Origin of the sequence: Actinophytocola gossypii (assembly GCF_025165815.1) — a bacterium.
Lineage (GTDB): Bacteria > Actinomycetota > Actinomycetes > Mycobacteriales > Pseudonocardiaceae > Actinophytocola > Actinophytocola gossypii.
The window spans coordinates 111,518-127,331 of sequence record NZ_JAFFZE010000026.1 but is presented as its reverse complement, the minus strand read 5'-3'; the positions used below and the strand labels follow the sequence as shown (position 1 = coordinate 127,331).

The 15,814-nt window shown below is 72.0% G+C and carries 16 protein-coding genes and 1 rRNA gene; 15 read left to right on the top strand and 2 right to left on the bottom strand.

What is annotated here, in order from left to right; translation table 11 throughout:
- Window positions 1–6: 6 nt before the first annotated feature.
- Window positions 7–123 (top strand): 5S ribosomal RNA (gene rrf / locus JT362_RS31655).
- Window positions 124–563: 440 nt separating this feature from the next.
- Here rrf and JT362_RS31650 read toward each other — a convergent pair.
- A complete protein-coding gene (locus tag JT362_RS31650) occupies window positions 564–2,117 on the bottom strand; it encodes a hypothetical protein (RefSeq protein WP_260195550.1) in 1,554 nt (517 codons plus the stop codon).
- Window positions 2,118–2,198: 81 nt separating this feature from the next.
- Between JT362_RS31650 and JT362_RS31645 the strand changes: the two genes are divergently transcribed.
- The 11 genes from JT362_RS31645 (at window position 2,199) to JT362_RS31595 (ending at window position 13,097) form a co-directional block, all read left to right on the top strand.
- A complete protein-coding gene (locus JT362_RS31645; protein ID WP_260195549.1) occupies window positions 2,199–2,936 on the top strand; it encodes a tetratricopeptide repeat protein in 738 nt (245 codons plus the stop codon).
- Window positions 2,933–3,919: an HAD-IIA family hydrolase gene (locus tag JT362_RS31640; RefSeq protein ID WP_260195548.1), complete on the top strand. Its 987-nt coding sequence runs from the start codon at window positions 2,933–2,935 to the stop codon at window positions 3,917–3,919. The genes JT362_RS31645 and JT362_RS31640 overlap by 4 nt, the downstream gene beginning before the upstream one ends.
- A gap of 4 nt (window positions 3,920–3,923) precedes the next feature.
- Entirely contained in the window at window positions 3,924–4,097 is a 174-nt protein-coding gene (locus tag JT362_RS31635; protein ID WP_260195547.1) for a hypothetical protein, read from the top strand.
- 3 nt (window positions 4,098–4,100) lie between these two features.
- The gene (locus tag JT362_RS31630; protein ID WP_260195546.1) at window positions 4,101–4,898 is read left to right on the top strand and encodes a TlyA family RNA methyltransferase; all 798 of its coding nucleotides are present in this window, start codon (window positions 4,101–4,103) and stop codon (window positions 4,896–4,898) included.
- Window positions 4,895–5,782 carry an NAD kinase gene (locus tag JT362_RS31625; protein WP_260195545.1) on the top strand — a complete coding sequence of 296 codons (888 nt, stop codon included), beginning with the start codon at window positions 4,895–4,897 and terminating at the stop codon, window positions 5,780–5,782. Before JT362_RS31630 ends, JT362_RS31625 begins: the two co-directional genes overlap by 4 nt.
- A gap of 77 nt (window positions 5,783–5,859) precedes the next feature.
- Window positions 5,860–7,647, top strand: coding sequence for a DNA repair protein RecN (gene recN / locus JT362_RS31620; protein ID WP_260195544.1), 1,788 nt, complete (start codon window positions 5,860–5,862; stop codon window positions 7,645–7,647).
- On the top strand, window positions 7,647–8,381 hold the full coding sequence (locus tag JT362_RS31615) for a nucleotidyltransferase domain-containing protein (protein WP_260195543.1): 735 nt from the start codon (window positions 7,647–7,649) through the stop codon (window positions 8,379–8,381). The genes recN and JT362_RS31615 overlap by 1 nt, the downstream gene beginning before the upstream one ends.
- Window positions 8,382–8,492: 111 nt before the next feature.
- Window positions 8,493–9,677 carry a putative cytokinetic ring protein SteA gene (gene steA, locus JT362_RS31610; RefSeq protein WP_260195542.1) on the top strand — a complete coding sequence of 395 codons (1,185 nt, stop codon included), beginning with the start codon at window positions 8,493–8,495 and terminating at the stop codon, window positions 9,675–9,677.
- Window positions 9,674–10,615 carry a copper transporter gene (locus JT362_RS31605; protein WP_260195541.1) on the top strand — a complete coding sequence of 314 codons (942 nt, stop codon included), beginning with the start codon at window positions 9,674–9,676 and terminating at the stop codon, window positions 10,613–10,615. The genes steA and JT362_RS31605 overlap by 4 nt, the downstream gene beginning before the upstream one ends.
- A 161-nt stretch (window positions 10,616–10,776) precedes the next feature.
- Window positions 10,777–12,474: a CTP synthase gene (pyrG, locus tag JT362_RS31600; protein WP_260195540.1), complete on the top strand. Its 1,698-nt coding sequence runs from the start codon at window positions 10,777–10,779 to the stop codon at window positions 12,472–12,474.
- Window positions 12,471–13,097: an NUDIX domain-containing protein gene (locus tag JT362_RS31595; RefSeq protein ID WP_260195539.1), complete on the top strand. Its 627-nt coding sequence runs from the start codon at window positions 12,471–12,473 to the stop codon at window positions 13,095–13,097. Before pyrG ends, JT362_RS31595 begins: the two co-directional genes overlap by 4 nt.
- A 60-nt stretch (window positions 13,098–13,157) precedes the next feature.
- Here JT362_RS31595 and JT362_RS35700 read toward each other — a convergent pair whose 3' ends face one another.
- Window positions 13,158–13,316, bottom strand: a complete 159-nt coding sequence (locus tag JT362_RS35700; protein ID WP_375546587.1) for a DUF397 domain-containing protein — start codon at window positions 13,314–13,316, stop codon at window positions 13,158–13,160.
- A gap of 370 nt (window positions 13,317–13,686) precedes the next feature.
- Here JT362_RS35700 and JT362_RS31590 point away from each other — a divergent pair, with 370 nt between their 5' ends.
- From JT362_RS31590 to JT362_RS31580, 3 genes are all read left to right on the top strand, one after another.
- Window positions 13,687–14,547: a helix-turn-helix domain-containing protein gene (locus tag JT362_RS31590; RefSeq protein ID WP_260195538.1), complete on the top strand. Its 861-nt coding sequence runs from the start codon at window positions 13,687–13,689 to the stop codon at window positions 14,545–14,547.
- Window positions 14,548–14,564: 17 nt separating this feature from the next.
- Complete coding sequence (locus JT362_RS31585) at window positions 14,565–14,951, top strand: hypothetical protein (RefSeq protein ID WP_260195537.1); 387 nt, start codon at window positions 14,565–14,567, stop codon at window positions 14,949–14,951.
- A gap of 549 nt (window positions 14,952–15,500) precedes the next feature.
- The gene (locus tag JT362_RS31580; protein ID WP_260195536.1) at window positions 15,501–15,812 is read left to right on the top strand and encodes a hypothetical protein; all 312 of its coding nucleotides are present in this window, start codon (window positions 15,501–15,503) and stop codon (window positions 15,810–15,812) included.
- The last annotated feature ends 2 nt before the right edge of the window (window positions 15,813–15,814 follow it).

The following is a 15,814-nucleotide window of genomic DNA, read 5'->3' as shown; positions in this document are numbered from 1 at the left end:
TAGAGTTTCGGCGGTTATAGCGGTGGGGAAACGCCCGGTCCCATTCCGAACCCGGAAGCTAAGCCCTCCAGCGCCGATGGTACTGCACTCGACAGGGTGTGGGAGAGTAGGACACCGCCGAGCATTCATTCCCGAAGAGCCCTCCGTCACCCTGGAGGGCTTTTCGGCGTTTCGGCGTGTTGAATGGTGGTCGGTCGGTGATGTCCAAGTCGGTGGAGGACCAGGTGCCAGAACGCGGGCGGCGAGACAGCGCGCCCCACAACAACCCCCGTGACGACCGGACCCAACCATCCGGCCGAACCCCCCACGGCAAGCCCCGCCACTCCACCCCGGACCGAGACCGCTCCCGCGACTCCGGCCGCTCCGGCTTCCGCCCCCACCGCACCACCCCCCGCGACCCCAACACTCGCGACCCCAACCACCGCGACTCGAACCACCGCGACTCAAACCGACGCGACTCGAACCACCGCGACTCAAACCGACGCGACTCCAACCACCGCGACTCAAACCGACGCGACTCCAACCACCGCGACTCAAACCGGCGCGACTCGAACCACCGCGACTCAAACCGACGCGACTCCAACCACCGCGACTCGAATTGGCGCGACTCCAACCGGCGTGACTCCGGCTACCGCGAAGCGGACCGCCGCGAGTCCAACCGGCGTGAGTCGGACCGGCCGGGCTCGCGCGGCCAGGATTCGAACCGCCGCGAGTTCGATCGCCGAACAGGTGCGGGAGGCGCCGGCGGCCGCCGGGACGAGCAGGGCAACCGCCGCTACTCCGACGACAACCGCCGCGACTCCCGTGGCGAGTTCCGCGGCGACCGCCGGTCGTCCGACCGCCCCGGCTACCGACCCCGGCGAGACGCGGACACCGGTGATCACCGGTCCGGCGGCGACCGCCGATTCCACCGCGATTCGGATCGCGGCGACCAACGCTCCGGCAGCGGCGACCGCCGCTCCTACCGCGAGGCGGACCGCGGTACCTACCCCCGCCGTGACGATCAGCGAGGCTCGAACCGCTCGGGCGGCGACGCACGCGACCGGCGCGGCGGCCCCCGAGGTTCGGACCGCACCGAGAACCGAGGCGGTTCCGCCGACCGGCCTTTCCGCCGTGACAACCGTGATCGCGACGACGCTCGTGGCCGCCCCTACGGCGACCGCCAGCCCAACCGTTCCTTCCGTCGCGACAACCGGGACAACGACGACTCTCGCCGTCGCTCCTACGGCGACCGCGACGCCAGCCGTCCGTTCCGCCGCGACAACCGTGACGACGCCGACCGTCCCGTCCGCCGCGACCGGGACGACTCGCGCGGGCGCCCGTACGGCGACCGCGGCTCCTCCGGCGACCGCCCGTTCCGCCGCGATGCCCGTGATGGCGGTCGATCCGGTTCCGGTGACCGCCCCTTCCGGCGCGACGATCGTGACCGCCGTGACTCCGACCGCGGTCGGTACGGCCACAACGACCGTCGGCTCGACCAGGACCGCACCGGCTACCGCGACAGGACGGGTGGTTCCCGCGACGAGCGCACCACGACCCGCCGCGACACCGGCAGCGGCCAGCGCCCCTACGACCGTGGTGACCGGCGACCGCCTCGCAGCGATCATCCGCGGCAGGACGCCCCCATGGACAGGGCCGCCGACCCCACGGCCGACGTGCCTGCTGAGCAGCACGCGTCCACGTCCAGCGCCCCGGAACTCACCAGTGCGCCCGGAGCCAACGACGACACCCAGGCCGAGGCGGTAGCCGCCGAGACACCGCCCGGCGGTCACGTGCCGGCGGCCGAGCGTGTGCGACCGGATGGCGCCGACACAGCCGACGACCACGCGGACCAGACCCAACGCGACCACGCCAGCGGTTCCCAGCCCGTCGGTGAATCGGACGGTGAGCGACTCGCCGACGACCAGGGCGTCGGTGAGCCGGTGCATCGCGAAAGTACCTCCGATGGCAGCACCGACGATCGCGCCGATGACGAACGCGCGGACCACCAGCCCGATGCCGAGAACACCGACGTCGCCCGCGACCTCACCGGCTCGGGATCCACCGAACGCGCCCGTAGCACCGACCACCTCGACGACCGCCGTCCGGACGACGAGTTGGGCGACCGCTCGGCACACGGCTCGGATCGGCGGTCGGACGGCCGTCCTGATCGGTCGTCGGGTGGACGGCGTGACGTCGCCTCGTCCCGCGATCGTCGGGTGGACGACGACTTCGACCGGCGTAGTCGCCGGGGTGAGCCGCTCGGCCCCGAGTTGCCCGACGACATCGAGTTCAGTGACCTCGACCCGGACGCCCGGCGCGAACTGCGCAGCCTCGCCAAGTCCGTCGCCGAGCTCGTGGGGCGGCACCTCGTCGCGGCGGGGCGGCTCATCGACGAGGACCCCGAGCTGGCCCTCGAACACGCCCGGTTCGCGCGCACCCGCGCCGCCCGGGTCGCGATCGTCCGGGAGGCCGCGGGGTTGGCCGCCTACCACGCCGGCGAGTGGGCCGAGGCGCTCGGCGAGCTCCGGGCCGTCCGGCGGATGACCGGCGGCCAGGCCCACCTCCCGGTCATGGCCGACTGCGAACGCGCCCTCGGCCGGCCGGAACGCGCGCTCGACCTGATCGCCGAAGCCACCGGAGCCACCGGAACCGGCGGTGCCGACAAGAGCGGCGATCTTCCCAAGGACGTCGCCGTCGAGTTGCGGATCGTTTCGGCCGGTGCGCGGCGGGACCTGGGGCAGCTCGACGCCGCGGTCGTCGCCCTGCAGGGGCCCGACCTCGATCCGGCGGTCCGCGAACCGTGGAGTGCCCGGCTCTTCTACGCCTACGCCGACAACCTCGCCGCCGCCGGGCGCACGGACGAAGCCATCCGCTGGTTCCTCAACGCCGCCGAGGCCGACCTCGACGAGGAGACCGACGCCGCCGAGCGCGCCTTCGAACTGGGAGCGGAATGAACCTCCTCGACCGCTACGACGCCGTACTCCTCGACCTCGACGGCACCGTCTACCGAGGTGAGCACGTCATCGACGCCGCGCCGGCCGCGGTCGAGGCCGCGCACCGTGCCGGGATCACCGTCCGGTTCGTCACCAACAACGCCTCCCGGACCCCCGCCGACGTCGCCGGCCACCTCACCGACATCGGCATCCCCGCCGACGCCGCCGAGGTCAGCACCAGCGCGCAGGCCGCGGCCACGGTCCTCGCCGAGCGCCTCGCCGGAAACGACCGAGGGACCGTCCTCGTCGTCGGTGCGCCCGCGCTCGAACGGGAGGTCGAGCTCGCCGGGCTGACCAGCACCCGAACCGCCTCCGACGACGTCGTCGCCGTCGCCCAAGGCCTCTCCCGCGACACCGGCTGGCGCGACCTCGCCGAGGCCTGCCTCGCGATCAACGCCGGCGCGCTCTGGGTCGCCTGCAACGTCGACCCCACCCTCCCCACCGAACGCGGCCAGCTCCCCGGCAACGGCTCGTTCGTGGCCGCGCTCCGGACCGCCACCGGCAAGGAACCCGTCATCGCCGGCAAGCCGGCCGCGCCGCTGATGATCGAGGCCATCCGGACCGCCGACGCCGGCAACGCGCTCGCCGTCGGCGACCGGCTCGACACCGACATCGAGGGCGCCGTCGCCGCCGGCATCGACTCGCTGCTCGTCCTCACCGGCGTCACCACCGCCGCCGAACTGCTCGCCGCCGACACCCGCCCCACCTACCTCGCGGCCGACCTCGCGGCGCTCACCGAGCCGGCCGACCGCCTGGCGATCGGCGACCAGCCCGACTGGAGCGTCGACGCCGGCACCATCACCCACCTCGGCACCGGCGAACCCGACACGACCTCCCTGCTGCGCGCCCTCGCCGCCCAGAAGCCCGGCACCCGGTTCACCGCGGCGGACGACGGCGCCCGCGCGGCACTCGCACACCTCGGCCTCGACGATGAGCTAGCGTGAAACCGTGCAACCCGACGTGATCAGCGAGGCCAGTGACGAGGCCCGTGACGAGGCCATCGACGAGGCCCTGGCCGGCACCGAGTCGCTCGACGACGTCCCGCTCACCGAGCACGTGGCCCGGTTCGACGCGGTGCACGGCGCGCTCAACGACGCGCTCGCGCGCATCGACACGGACTGACCCGTGCCCCGCCGGACCCGGCTGGACGCGGAGCTCGTCCGCCGCGGCCTCGCCCGTTCCCGCGAGCACGCCTCGCAGCTCATCGCCGACGGCCGGGTGACCGTGCGCGGCTCCGTCGCCGGCAAACCCGCCACCGCCGTCGAGACCGACGCCGCCGTGGTCGTCACCGAACAGGACGGCGACGACTGGGCCTCCCGGGGCGCGCACAAGCTGCTCGGGGCGCTCGAGGCGTTCCCCGTCCCGGTCGAGGGCCGCCGCGCGCTCGACGCGGGCGCCTCCACCGGCGGCTTCACCGACGTGCTGCTGCGCCGAGGCGCCACCGAGGTGGTCGCCGCCGACGTCGGCCGCGGGCTGCTCGTGTGGCGGCTGCGCACCGACGACCGCGTCACCGTGCTCGACCGGACCAACGTGCGCGCGCTGACCCCCGAGCGGACCGGCGGACCGGTCGACCTGGTCGTCGCCGACCTCTCGTTCATCTCGCTGCGGCTCGTGCTGCCCGCGCTGCTCGCCTGCGCGAACCCCGGCGCCGACCTGCTGCCGATGGTGAAACCGCAGTTCGAGGTCGGCAAGGACCGCCTCGGCTCCGGCGGCGTCGTCCGCGATCCTGAACTGCGCGCCGACGCGGTCCGTACTGTCATCACGGAGGCCGAGGCGCTCGGCCTGCGCGTGCACGGCGTCACGGCCAGCCCGCTGCCCGGGCCGTCCGGGAACGTCGAGTACTTCCTCTGGTTGCGCCGCGGCGAGCCGAACCAGGACGCCGCCGCGCTCGTCGACATCGCTGTTCGGGAGGGACCCCAATGACCGGACGTGAGGTGCTTCTCGTCGTGCACACCGGTCGGGCAGACACCCTGCACACCGCGGAGAAGGTCGCCGGCTGGTTCGCCGAGGCCGGCATCCGGCTACGGGTCCTCACCGACGAGGCACCCCAGCTGGACAGCTCCTGCTACCAGACGGTCGTGCACGGCGGTGCCGAGGCCGCGGCCGGCACGGAACTGGTGTTCGTCCTCGGCGGCGACGGCACCCTGCTGCGCGCCGCCGAGCTGGCCCGGCCGGCCGGCGTGCCGGTGCTCGCGGTCAACATGGGGCGCGTCGGGTTCCTCGCCGAGGCGGACTCGGACATCCTCGAGCAGGCCGTGCGGCAGGTCATCGGGCGCAACTACGAGGTCGACGACCGGATGACCGTCGACGTCACCGCCACGCTCGGCGGCAAGCGGCTCGCGCACACCTGGGCGCTGAACGAGGCCAGCGTGGAGAAGAGCAGCCGCGAACGGATCCTGGACGTGCGGATCGAGGTCGACGGCCGCCCGGTGTCCTCGTTCGGCTGCGACGGCGTGCTGTGCGCGACCCCCACCGGGTCGACCGCCTACGCGTTCTCCGCCGGCGGGCCGGTGGTGTGGCCGGACGTGCAGGCGCTGCTGGTGGTGCCGTCGAACGCGCACGCGATGTTCTCCCGGCCGCTGGTGGTGTCGCGGGACTCGGTGGTCGCGCTCGAGGTCGACCCGAACGGGCACCCCGCGGTGCTGTGCTGCGACGGCAGGCGCACGTTCGTGCTGCCGCCGGGCGCCCGGGTCGAGGTGGTCGGCGGCACGAAGCCGACCAGGCTGGTGCGGCTGCGGGACGCGCCGTTCACCGACCGGCTGGTGCAGAAGTTCGAGCTCCCGGTGCAGGGCTGGCGCAACCGCTGACACCTATTCCGCGCCAATCGAACACACATGTGGATGGGTACGAGCTTTCGTCGCCCGTAGCCGATAAAGTGCGCCCTGTGTTGGCCGAAATGCGCATCGAGGGCCTCGGCGTGATCGACGAGGCCACGCTCGAACTGGATCCGGGACTCACGGTCGTCACCGGCGAGACCGGCGCCGGCAAGACCATGGTGGTCACCGGGCTGCACCTGCTGTCCGGCGGCCGTGCCGAGGCGTCGCGGGTGCGCAGCGGCGCGGCCAAGGCGGTGGTCGAGGGCCGGTTCGACGCCCCGCCCGGCAGCCCGGCCGCCAAGGTCGCCGGCGACGCTGGCGCCGAGCCGGACGCCGACGGCGCCCTCATCGCGTTACGCACGGTCACCCCGGACGGCCGGTCCCGCGCCCACCTCGGCGGCCGGTCGGTGCCGGTCGGTGTGCTGTCCGACCTGTCCGACCAGCTCATCGCCGTGCACGGGCAGAACGACCAGCTCCGCCTGCTGCGCCCGGCCGAGCAGCGCGGCGTGCTCGACCGGTTCGCCGGCGAGGAACTGCTGAACGCGCTGGCCGAGTACCGCCGCGTCCGCGACGAGTGGCACACGGTGGCCGGCGAGCTCGCCGAGCGGTCCGCCCGGTCTCGGGAGCTGGCGCGCGAGGCCGACCTGCTCAAGCACGGTCTCGCGGAGATCCGGGCGGTCGACCCGCAGCCCGGCGAGGACGACGAGCTGGTCGCCACCGCGCGCCGGCTCGCCGACGCCGACCAGCTGCGCGAGGCCGCCACCGGCGCGTCGTTCGCGGTCACCGGGTCCCCCGAGGGCGATCCGGACGCCCCCGGCGCGCTCGGCCTGGTCGCCGACGCGCGGAACCGGCTGTCCTCGTCCGAGGACCCGCACCTGCGCGACCTCGCGCCGCGGCTCGCCGAGGTCGAGGCGCTGCTCGCCGACGTGGGCACCGAGCTGGGCGGGTACGTGGAGTCGCTGGACGCCGACCCGGCCGCGCTCGAGCAGGTGCTGGCGCGGCAGGCCGAGCTGAAGGGCCTCACCAGGAAGTACGCCGCCGACGTCGACGGGGTGCTGGCGTGGGCGAAGGACGCGGAGGAACGCCTGGCCGGGCTCGACACCTCCGAGGAGGCACTGGCCGCGCTGGCCGCCCGCCGTGACGAGCTCGCCGGACAGCTGGCCGAGCGCGCGCACCGGCTGACCGAGCTGCGGGTGGTCGCCGCCGACCGGTTCGCCAAGGAGGTCACCGTCGAGCTGGGCGGCCTGGCGATGGGCCAGGCGAGCATCGACGTGGTGATCAGCACCCGCTGGGCCGAGCCGAACGAGTCGCACGCCCTGCGGGTCGCCGGCGGCGACGGCGGCGACGCCCTCGTGCACGCCGGCCCGGACGGCATCGACGAGGTCGAGCTGCGGCTGGTCGCCCACGACGGCGCGGTCCCGCTGCCGGTGCACAAGGCGGCCTCCGGTGGCGAGCTGTCCAGGGTGATGCTCGCGATCGAGGTCGTGCTCGCCCACTCCGACCCGGTCCCCACCCTCGTGTTCGACGAGGTCGACGCCGGCGTCGGCGGCCGGGCCGCGGTCGAGATCGGCCGCCGCCTCGCCCGGCTGGCCGCCAGCCACCAGGTCATCGTCGTCACCCACCTGCCGCAGGTCGCGGCCTTCGCCGACCGGCACCTGGTCGTCGACAAGCAGGCCAAGGGCGGCGTCAACAGCAGCGACGTGCGCATGGTCGCCGACAAGGACCGGGTGGTCGAGCTGGCCCGCATGCTCGCCGGCATGGACTCCACCGAGACCGGCCGCGCCCACGCCGAGGAACTCCTCACCGCCGCCGAAAAGGACAAGCAGTCGTCCAAGGCCCGCCGCAAGCGCCGCTGATGGCCGACGTCGACTGGAAGCAGGCGCTGGCGCCCATGCTGAGCGCGTGGGATCCGCGGCCGGAAGCGGCGATCCTGGTGGGCAGCCAGGTCAGGGGAGACGCCACGCCGTGGTCCGACATCGACGTCGTGTGTGTCGGCTCCGGGCCCGACTACGTGTTCGAGCTGACCGAACTGGGCCCCGTGTCCTGGTCCTTCGCCACCGCCGACGACCACCGCGCCGCGATGCTGCGCCACTCCTCCTGCGGCCAGGTGGTCCCCGCGTGGCGCGACGCGCTCATCCTGCACGACCCGGCGCACCGCGCGCGGGAACTCGTGCGCTTCGCGCGGGACTGGACCTGGGACCGCCTCGATCCCGAGCCGGAGGTCTGGGCGGCCGGACAGGTCCACGGCTACGCGGAGGAGGTGCTCAAACTCCGCAAGGCCGTGGCCGGGAAGGACTGGGTCAACGCCCGTGTGCAGGCGTCCATCCTCGCCGTGCACCTGGCTCCCGTGATCGCGGCCGGCACCCGCACCTTCTTCTCCTCCGAGAACCACCTGTGGCACCTGCTCGCCGATCGTCTCGGTGCGGACTGGCGCGAACACCAGGAGACCGCCCTCGCCGCCGACGGCGCGGCCCCGGAGCGGAGCTGCGCGGCCGCGGTCGAGCTCTTCCGCGCCGCGTGCGCGCTCGTCGACGACGCCATGTCGGCGGCACAGCGGCGGATCGTCCGGTACGCACTCGACAGTCCATGACCGACTGTCGCGTGTAGCCGGCTCATGTGGACTCACCCGAACGGTTAGGCCTGGTCACTCCACGGCGTGGCGTGCCGGGATCCGACCGCCCGGTCGTCACCATCGGCTCTCATGAAGCTCAGTGGGCTCCTCGCGCGATCCGGCCAGACCCGCCCCGGTGTCACCGGGATCGCGCGGGTCGACAAACGCACCGGCGAGCTCCTGCGGCGCGTCGGCCCCGGTGACATCGTGGTCCTCGACCAGATCGACCTCGACCGCAACACCGCGGACGCGCTGGTCGACGCCGGTGTCCGCGGTGTCGTCAACGCGTCGCCGTCGATCTCCGGGCGGTTCCCGAACCTCGGCCCGGAGATCGTCGTCGGAGCCGGGATCGCGCTGGTCGACGGGGTCGGTCCGGAGGTCCTGCGCACCGTCCGGGAGGGCAGCAAGGTCCGGCTGCACGAGGGCGGCGTCTTCCTCGGCGACAAGGAGGCCGGGCGCGGCATGCAGCAGACCGTCGAGTCCATCGCCGACCTGATGATCGAGTCGAAGGCCGGCATGTCCGCCCAGCTCGAGGCGTTCTCCGCGAACACGATCGAGTTCCTCCGCCGCGAACGGACCCTCATCCTCGACGGCGTCGGCGTCCCCGACCTGCACACCCCGATGTACGGCAGGCAGGTCCTCATCGTCGCCCCGGGCCACGACCACGCCGACGACCTCGCCGCGCTCCGCCGCTACATCGCCGAGCACCGGCCGGTCCTCGTCGGCGTCGACGCGGCCGCGGACACCCTCCGCGACAACGGCTACAAGCCACACGTCATCGTGGGTAACCCGGACGGGTTGGCCACCGACACCCTGCGTAGTGGTGCCGAGGTCGTCGTTCCCGCGTACGTCGACGGGCAGGCTCCCGGTCTCGAACGCGTCCAGGATCTCGGCATCGGCGCCGTCACCTTCCCCGCCTCGGGCAACGCGGAGGACCTCGCCCTGCTGCTCGCCGACGCGCACGGTGCGGACCTGGTGGTCACCGTCGGCTTCCAGGCCACCCTGAGCGAGTTCCTCGACCGCGGCCGGTCCGGCTCGAACCCCTCCACCTTCCTGACCCGGCTCAAGCTCGGCAGCAAGGTCGTCGACGGGCGCGCCGTCGCCACCCTGCACCGCAGCCGCGTCTCGCTCGGCGCGGTGGTCCTGCTCGTGCTCGCCGCGCTCGTCGCGGTCGTCGTCGCGCTGGCCGTCTCCGGGGTCGGCGGCGCCTACCTCGACTGGGCCGTCGACACCGGCAACGGCTTCGTCACCTGGACCAAGGGGCTGTTCACGTGATCTCACTGCGCTACCACATCGTCTCCGTCGCCGCCGTCCTCATCGCGCTCGCCGTGGGGGTCGTGCTCGGGTCGACCACCCTGTCCCGCTCGCTGCTGTCCGGCCTCAACGACGACAACGCCGACCTCGTCGGGCAGGTCCGCGACCTCCAGGCCGCCAACAACGCGCAGGCGGCCCGGCTCGCCGACGCCGACGACTTCGTCTCCTCGGTCGGCCCGAAGGCCGTGCGCGGCCAGCTCGCCGAACGCACCGTCGTGCTCGTCACCACCGAGGACGCCGACCCGGCCGACCGGGACGCGCTCAAGGCCCTGCTGGCCGACGCGGGCGCCCGGGTCACCGGCGAGGTGCAGCTCACCGAGGCGTTCAGCGACCCGGAGAAGGCCGACCAGCTCAAGGACATCGTCATCCGGCTGCTCCCGGCCGGGGTGCGGCTGCCGACCGCGTCCGACCCTGGCACGCTGGCCGGCGGGCTGCTCGGGCCGCTGCTGCTGATCGGCAAGGACGACAACAAGCCGCAGGCCTCGCCCGACGAGACCGCCGCCGCGCTCGCCGGGCTCACCGAGGGCGGGTTCGTCAAGGCCGGCCAGGGGATCGAGCCGGCGCAGCTCGCGATCGTGCTGACCGGCGGGGCGGCCGACGGCGACGGCGCGGGGGACCGGGCGGCGACGGTCGCCCGGTTCGCCACCCAGGTCGACCGGTCCGGCGCGGGCGCGGTGCTCGCCGGCGCCGAGGGCTCCGCGGACGGCACCGGCGCGATCGGCGTGGTGCGCGCGGACACCGCCGCCACCAGCATCTTGTCCACTGTGGACAACGTGCGCACCCCGGCCGGCCGGGTGGTCACCGTGCTCGCGCTGCGCGAACAGCTCGAGGGCGAGTCGGGCCGGTACGGCAGTGCCGGCAACGCGGAGGGCCTCGCGCCCGGAGCCCCCGTGGAGTGACGCGCCGGTCGACGCAGAGTCACCGGCAGCGTGTCGCGCGAGGAACGGCGGACCAGGTGATACGGTGAAACCCCGTGGAGAGTCAGGCGGGCGGCCCCGCTGCGAACGGTATTGCCAGTAACGGATTCGGACCGAAGGTGAGCCCACGGGGGGCGTCCCTGGTGCAACACTCACGCACGACGAAGTACGTCTTCGTGACCGGGGGTGTCGCGTCCTCCCTGGGCAAGGGACTCACCGCGTCGAGCCTCGGCCAGTTGCTCACCGCCCGCGGGCTGTGGGTGACGATGCAGAAGCTCGACCCGTACCTCAACGTGGATCCGGGCACGATGAACCCGTTCCAGCACGGCGAGGTGTTCATCACCGAGGACGGCGCGGAGACCGACCTCGACGTGGGGCACTACGAGCGGTTCCTCGACCGTGACCTCGTCGGCCGGGCGAACGTGACCACCGGCCAGGTGTACTCGACGGTGATCGCCAAGGAGCGGCGCGGCGAGTACCTCGGCGACACCGTGCAGGTCATCCCGCACATCACCGACGAGATCAAGGCCCGCATCCGTGCCATGGCCGAGCCGGGCGAGGACGGCAACGCGCCCGACGTGGTGATCACCGAGGTCGGCGGCACCGTCGGCGACATCGAGTCGCTGCCGTTCCTGGAGGCCGCGCGGCAGGTCCGCCACGACGTCGGCCGGGACAACTGCTTTTTCCTGCACGTCTCGCTCGTGCCCTACCTCGCGCCGTCCGGCGAGCTGAAGACCAAGCCGACCCAGCACTCGGTGGCCGCGCTGCGCAACATCGGCATCCAGCCCGACGCCGTGGTGTGCCGGGCCGACCGGGAGATCCCGAGCGGGCTCAAGCGCAAGATCGCGCTGATGTGCGACGTCGACGTCGAGGCCGTGGTGGCCGCTCCGGACGCGCCGTCGATCTACGACATCCCGAAGGTGCTGCACACCGAGGGCCTGGACGCCTACGTGGTGCGCCGGCTCGGGCTGCCGTTCCGGGACGTGGACTGGACGGTGTGGGGCGACCTGCTGTCCCGGGTGCACAATCCCAAGGAGACGGTGCGGATCGCGGTCGTCGGCAAGTACGTCGACCTGCCGGACGCGTACCTGTCGGTCACCGAAGCCCTGCGCGCGGGCGGGTTCGCGCACCGGGCGAAGGTCGAGGTGGTCTGGGTCGCGTCCGACACCTGCGAGACCCCGGCCGGCGCGAGCGCCCAGCTGTCCGGTTTGGACGGTGTACTGATCCCCGGCGGGTTCGGGGTGCGGGGGATCGAGGGCAAGATCGGCGCGATCCACTTCGCGCGGGTGAACAAGATCCCGGTGCTCGGCCTGTGCCTCGGCCTGCAGTGCATGGTGATCGAGACCGCCAGGAACCTCGCCGGCATCGCCGACGCGAACTCCTCGGAGTTCGACGACACCACCGAGCACGCGGTGATCTCGACGATGGCCGACCAGCAGGACGTGGTGGCCGGCGAACGCGACATGGGCGGCACGATGCGGCTCGGCGCGTACCCGGCGAAGCTGGTCGCCGGATCGCAGGTGGCGAAGGCGTACGGGACGCGCGAGGTGTCCGAGCGGCACCGGCACCGGTACGAGGTGAACAACACCTACCGCGAGCGGCTGACCAAGGCCGGGGTGGTGTTCTCCGGCCTGTCGCCGGACGAGCACCTGGTCGAGTTCGTCGAGCTGCCGGCCGAGGTGCACCCGTTCTTCGTGGGCACCCAGGCGCACCCGGAACTCAAGAGCCGCCCGACCCGCCCGCACCCGCTGTTCGCCGGCTTCGTGCAGGCCGCGCTCCGCCGCCGCGCGGCCGAGCGCCTGCCGGTGGAGCTGCCCGAGCCGCTGGGGTCGCGCTCGTGACCGAACCCGGCACGCACGACTTCCGGGTCGTGTCCAGCGAGGACGTCTACCAGGGCCGGATCATGGCGCTACGCGTCGACGAGGTGACGATGCCCGGTGGTGGGCACGCGCGCCGCGAGGTCGTCGAACACGCCGGCGCCGTCGCGATCGTCGCCCTCGACGAGAACGACGAGGTGACGCTGATCCACCAGTACCGGCACCCGCTCGGGCGCCGGATCTGGGAACTGCCGGCGGGCCTGATCGACAAGGTCGGCGAGGACCCGGTGGAGACCGCGCGCCGTGAGCTGGTGGAGGAGGTCGGCCTGGCCGCGGCGGACTGGTCGGTGCTGGTGGACGTGGCCGCGTCGCCGGGCTTCACCGACGAGGTCGTCCGCGTGTTCCTGGCCACCGACCTGGCCACCGTCGACCGCGTGATGGAGGGCGAGGAGGAGGCGGACCTGGTGGCCCGCCGCTTCCCCCTCGACGAGGCGGTCCGCATGGCCCTGGCCGGCGAGATCGTCAACGGCGCCGCGGTCGGCGGCCTGCTCGCCGCGCACGCGGTCCGCACCATCACCGCCCCCGCCCGCGCCGCGGACGCCCCCTGGCCCGACTTGCCGACCCGTTTCCCGAACCGTCGGTCCTGATTGTTCGGGAAACGGGGCGGGCTGGTTTCGTGACGATTTCTGCACCAGTCCCGCATTTCTTCACGCCTTGAGGTGCGTGACCAGCCTGCGAATCGCCTCGGTTGCGGCCAGAAGCTCCTGACCAGGCGATTTGGCGTCCCGGATCCCGCTCGATCCCCGATGTAGCGCGACTTCCACGCAACTCAGGTTGGTGCAGAAAGAACTCCTGTGCCAGTTCATTGGCGTGGGCATTGGCGTGGGCATTGTCCGGCTCCCCAGATGCGGTGCGAACACCAGGATTTCGATCGCATTATCGCGAACAAGTGCTCCGGAGTGAATCCGCTGGTCGGGTGTTCGCCGCGTGGCCGCGCGCCGTCTGCTGACTTTCTGTAGTCGCTTCCCGTCACACGGTTGGGTGGCGACACGGGTATGCAGGCGGCTGTGCGGTGTGCACACAACGCCCGACTCGTCTGGTAGTTTCGATGTTGCACCAGGGCGATCAGCCACCTGGCACGACGCGGCCACCTAGCCAACAGTTGGGTGGCCGCCACACTATAAGATGACCCCCGATCGGGGATCGCACCTCAGTTCGAAAGGAGTTGTGGGGCGGATGCGTGAGCGGGACCCCTGGATCCAGAAACGGCAGGTCGGGTGGCGTCTGCGCACGCTTCGAGAGCAGGCGGGCCGGAAGCAGCACGAGGTGGCCGCGGAGAAGGAATGGTCCGTCTCCAAGGTGATCCGGATCGAGAACGCGACCGTCCACGTCTCCATCTCCGACCTCAGGTCCCTGTTGGCCGACTACCGCCTCGACGAGGGTGAGACCGCCGCGCTGCTCGACGCCGCGCGGGCGAGCCGCCGGGAACCGTGGCTGGACGACTATGGCGACCTGGCCACTCCGCGACTGCGGCGCGCCGTCGCGTACGAGAGCGCCGCCGGCCACATCCGCCAGTTCCAGTTGCAGATCGTGCCCGGTGTCCTGCAGACCGAGCCGTACGCGCGAGCGGTGCTGTCGATGTTCTTCCCCGAGGACCGCCTCGACGGCGCGGTCGCGGTCCGCATGGAACGGCGGCGGCGACTCCTCGACCAGGACCCACCCCGGATGGACGTCGTCGTCGACGAGTCCGTGCTGCTCCGGGCGGTGGGCGGCGCGGACACCATGCGCGGGCAGCTCGACCATCTCCTGACCATCGCCGAGCACGACTGGCTGTCGCTGTCCGTCGTCCCGCTCGCCGCCGGGGCTCACCTGGGGCTCGTCGGCTCCTTCGCGCTGCTCGACCTCGAACCCGACGTCGGCATCGGCACCGTCCTGGACATCGAGCCGGGACTGGGCGAGGAGTACCTGTCGGACCGCGACCACGAACTCGTCGAAACCTACCGTCGCCACTACGACGACCTCGCGAAGGTCGCTGTCGGTGGTGAGGACGCACTGGCGATCCTCCGGCGCTGTCGCTCGCAGCTGGCCGCCGGGTAAGCAACCACGGAGCACGCATGACCCGCACGGCCCGCCCGCAGCCGCGGGAGAAAGGCGCCCTCGCGCAGTTCTACGCGTTCGTCAGAACGATGACGAATGAGAAGAGTTCGACCCTGCAGAAAATCATCGGCGCGACGGTGGGTCTCACCCCGCCGCTGGTGCTGCTCGTGATCTCAGTTGCGATCTTCCCGCAGGTACAGCAACTGGATTGGCCGAAGATCCTGCTGATCACTGGTGGTGGCGGCCTTGCTGCGACGGGCTTCGCGCGCGGGCTCAGGCGGACGAACCGCCGACTCGCCGCACTGCGCGGGTCGCAGGAGAGCAGCCGCGAAACCGGCGGCGAAGGCGAGGGTTCCGCCGCCGAGGACGGGGAGAACGTGGCCGGCGACTCCGTCGGAACCTAGCCGGTCGGCGAGGAAGGACCCGAACGCGACCGCGAGCACGCCCACCGCAGCGAAGTAGAGCGCGCCGGCCGTCAACCTGAGCGCACGGTGTAAATCCATCGTGAAGCTCCCGACGTCGACTTCTACCAACCATATCGTGCCGTGCATCGGTGTTGAAGCGGATTCGTTACGGATTCTTCCTGTGGATTATTCAGTCCGCCAACTCGGACTCGACGAGGCGGGTGGCGGCGAACTCCGCCTCGGGGACGTTCGCGACCAGGCGGTGGTGGCTGTAGCGGAAGAAGTGTGCCGGCCGGCGAGATCGTCAACGGTGCGGTGGCCGACGCTCGCCGAACGTGACCAGCTGCCCCACTTCCCGAGAGTGCCACCGGGACACGTCTGGGTCGGCCTGTGCAGCAACGTCTTCGGCACGTCACAGTTCGGGAACGCTGTTCTGACAGCGTTTCCGGACTGAGCCCTCATTGTGTGACGCTGGGTGCGCGCCGATGTGCGAAGAGAGAAATTCGTAGAAATCGGCGCGACGGACGAGTGGCGAACTGGGGGTTCGACATGGCACCGGCCGGTGATGATGTTGTCGTTGTGTCGGCGGAGACGCTGACGAGGGTCGGCACCGAGATGCTCGATACGGCCGAGGAGTTGCTGCGCAACGTCACGTGGTTCACCAACGGCGAGGCGACGACGGCGGCAACCGCGCGGGGATTCGCCGCGAGCCGTGAACTCGACGACTGCGAGACCGGTTGGGACCGGACGCTTCGGGTCGCTGGCGAGACGGTGGCGGTTCAGGGCGACACACTCGTGGTGAACGCGAACGTGTACCACGACGTGGAGATCGCGATCCTGACCAAGTTCGAGGACAGGTGATC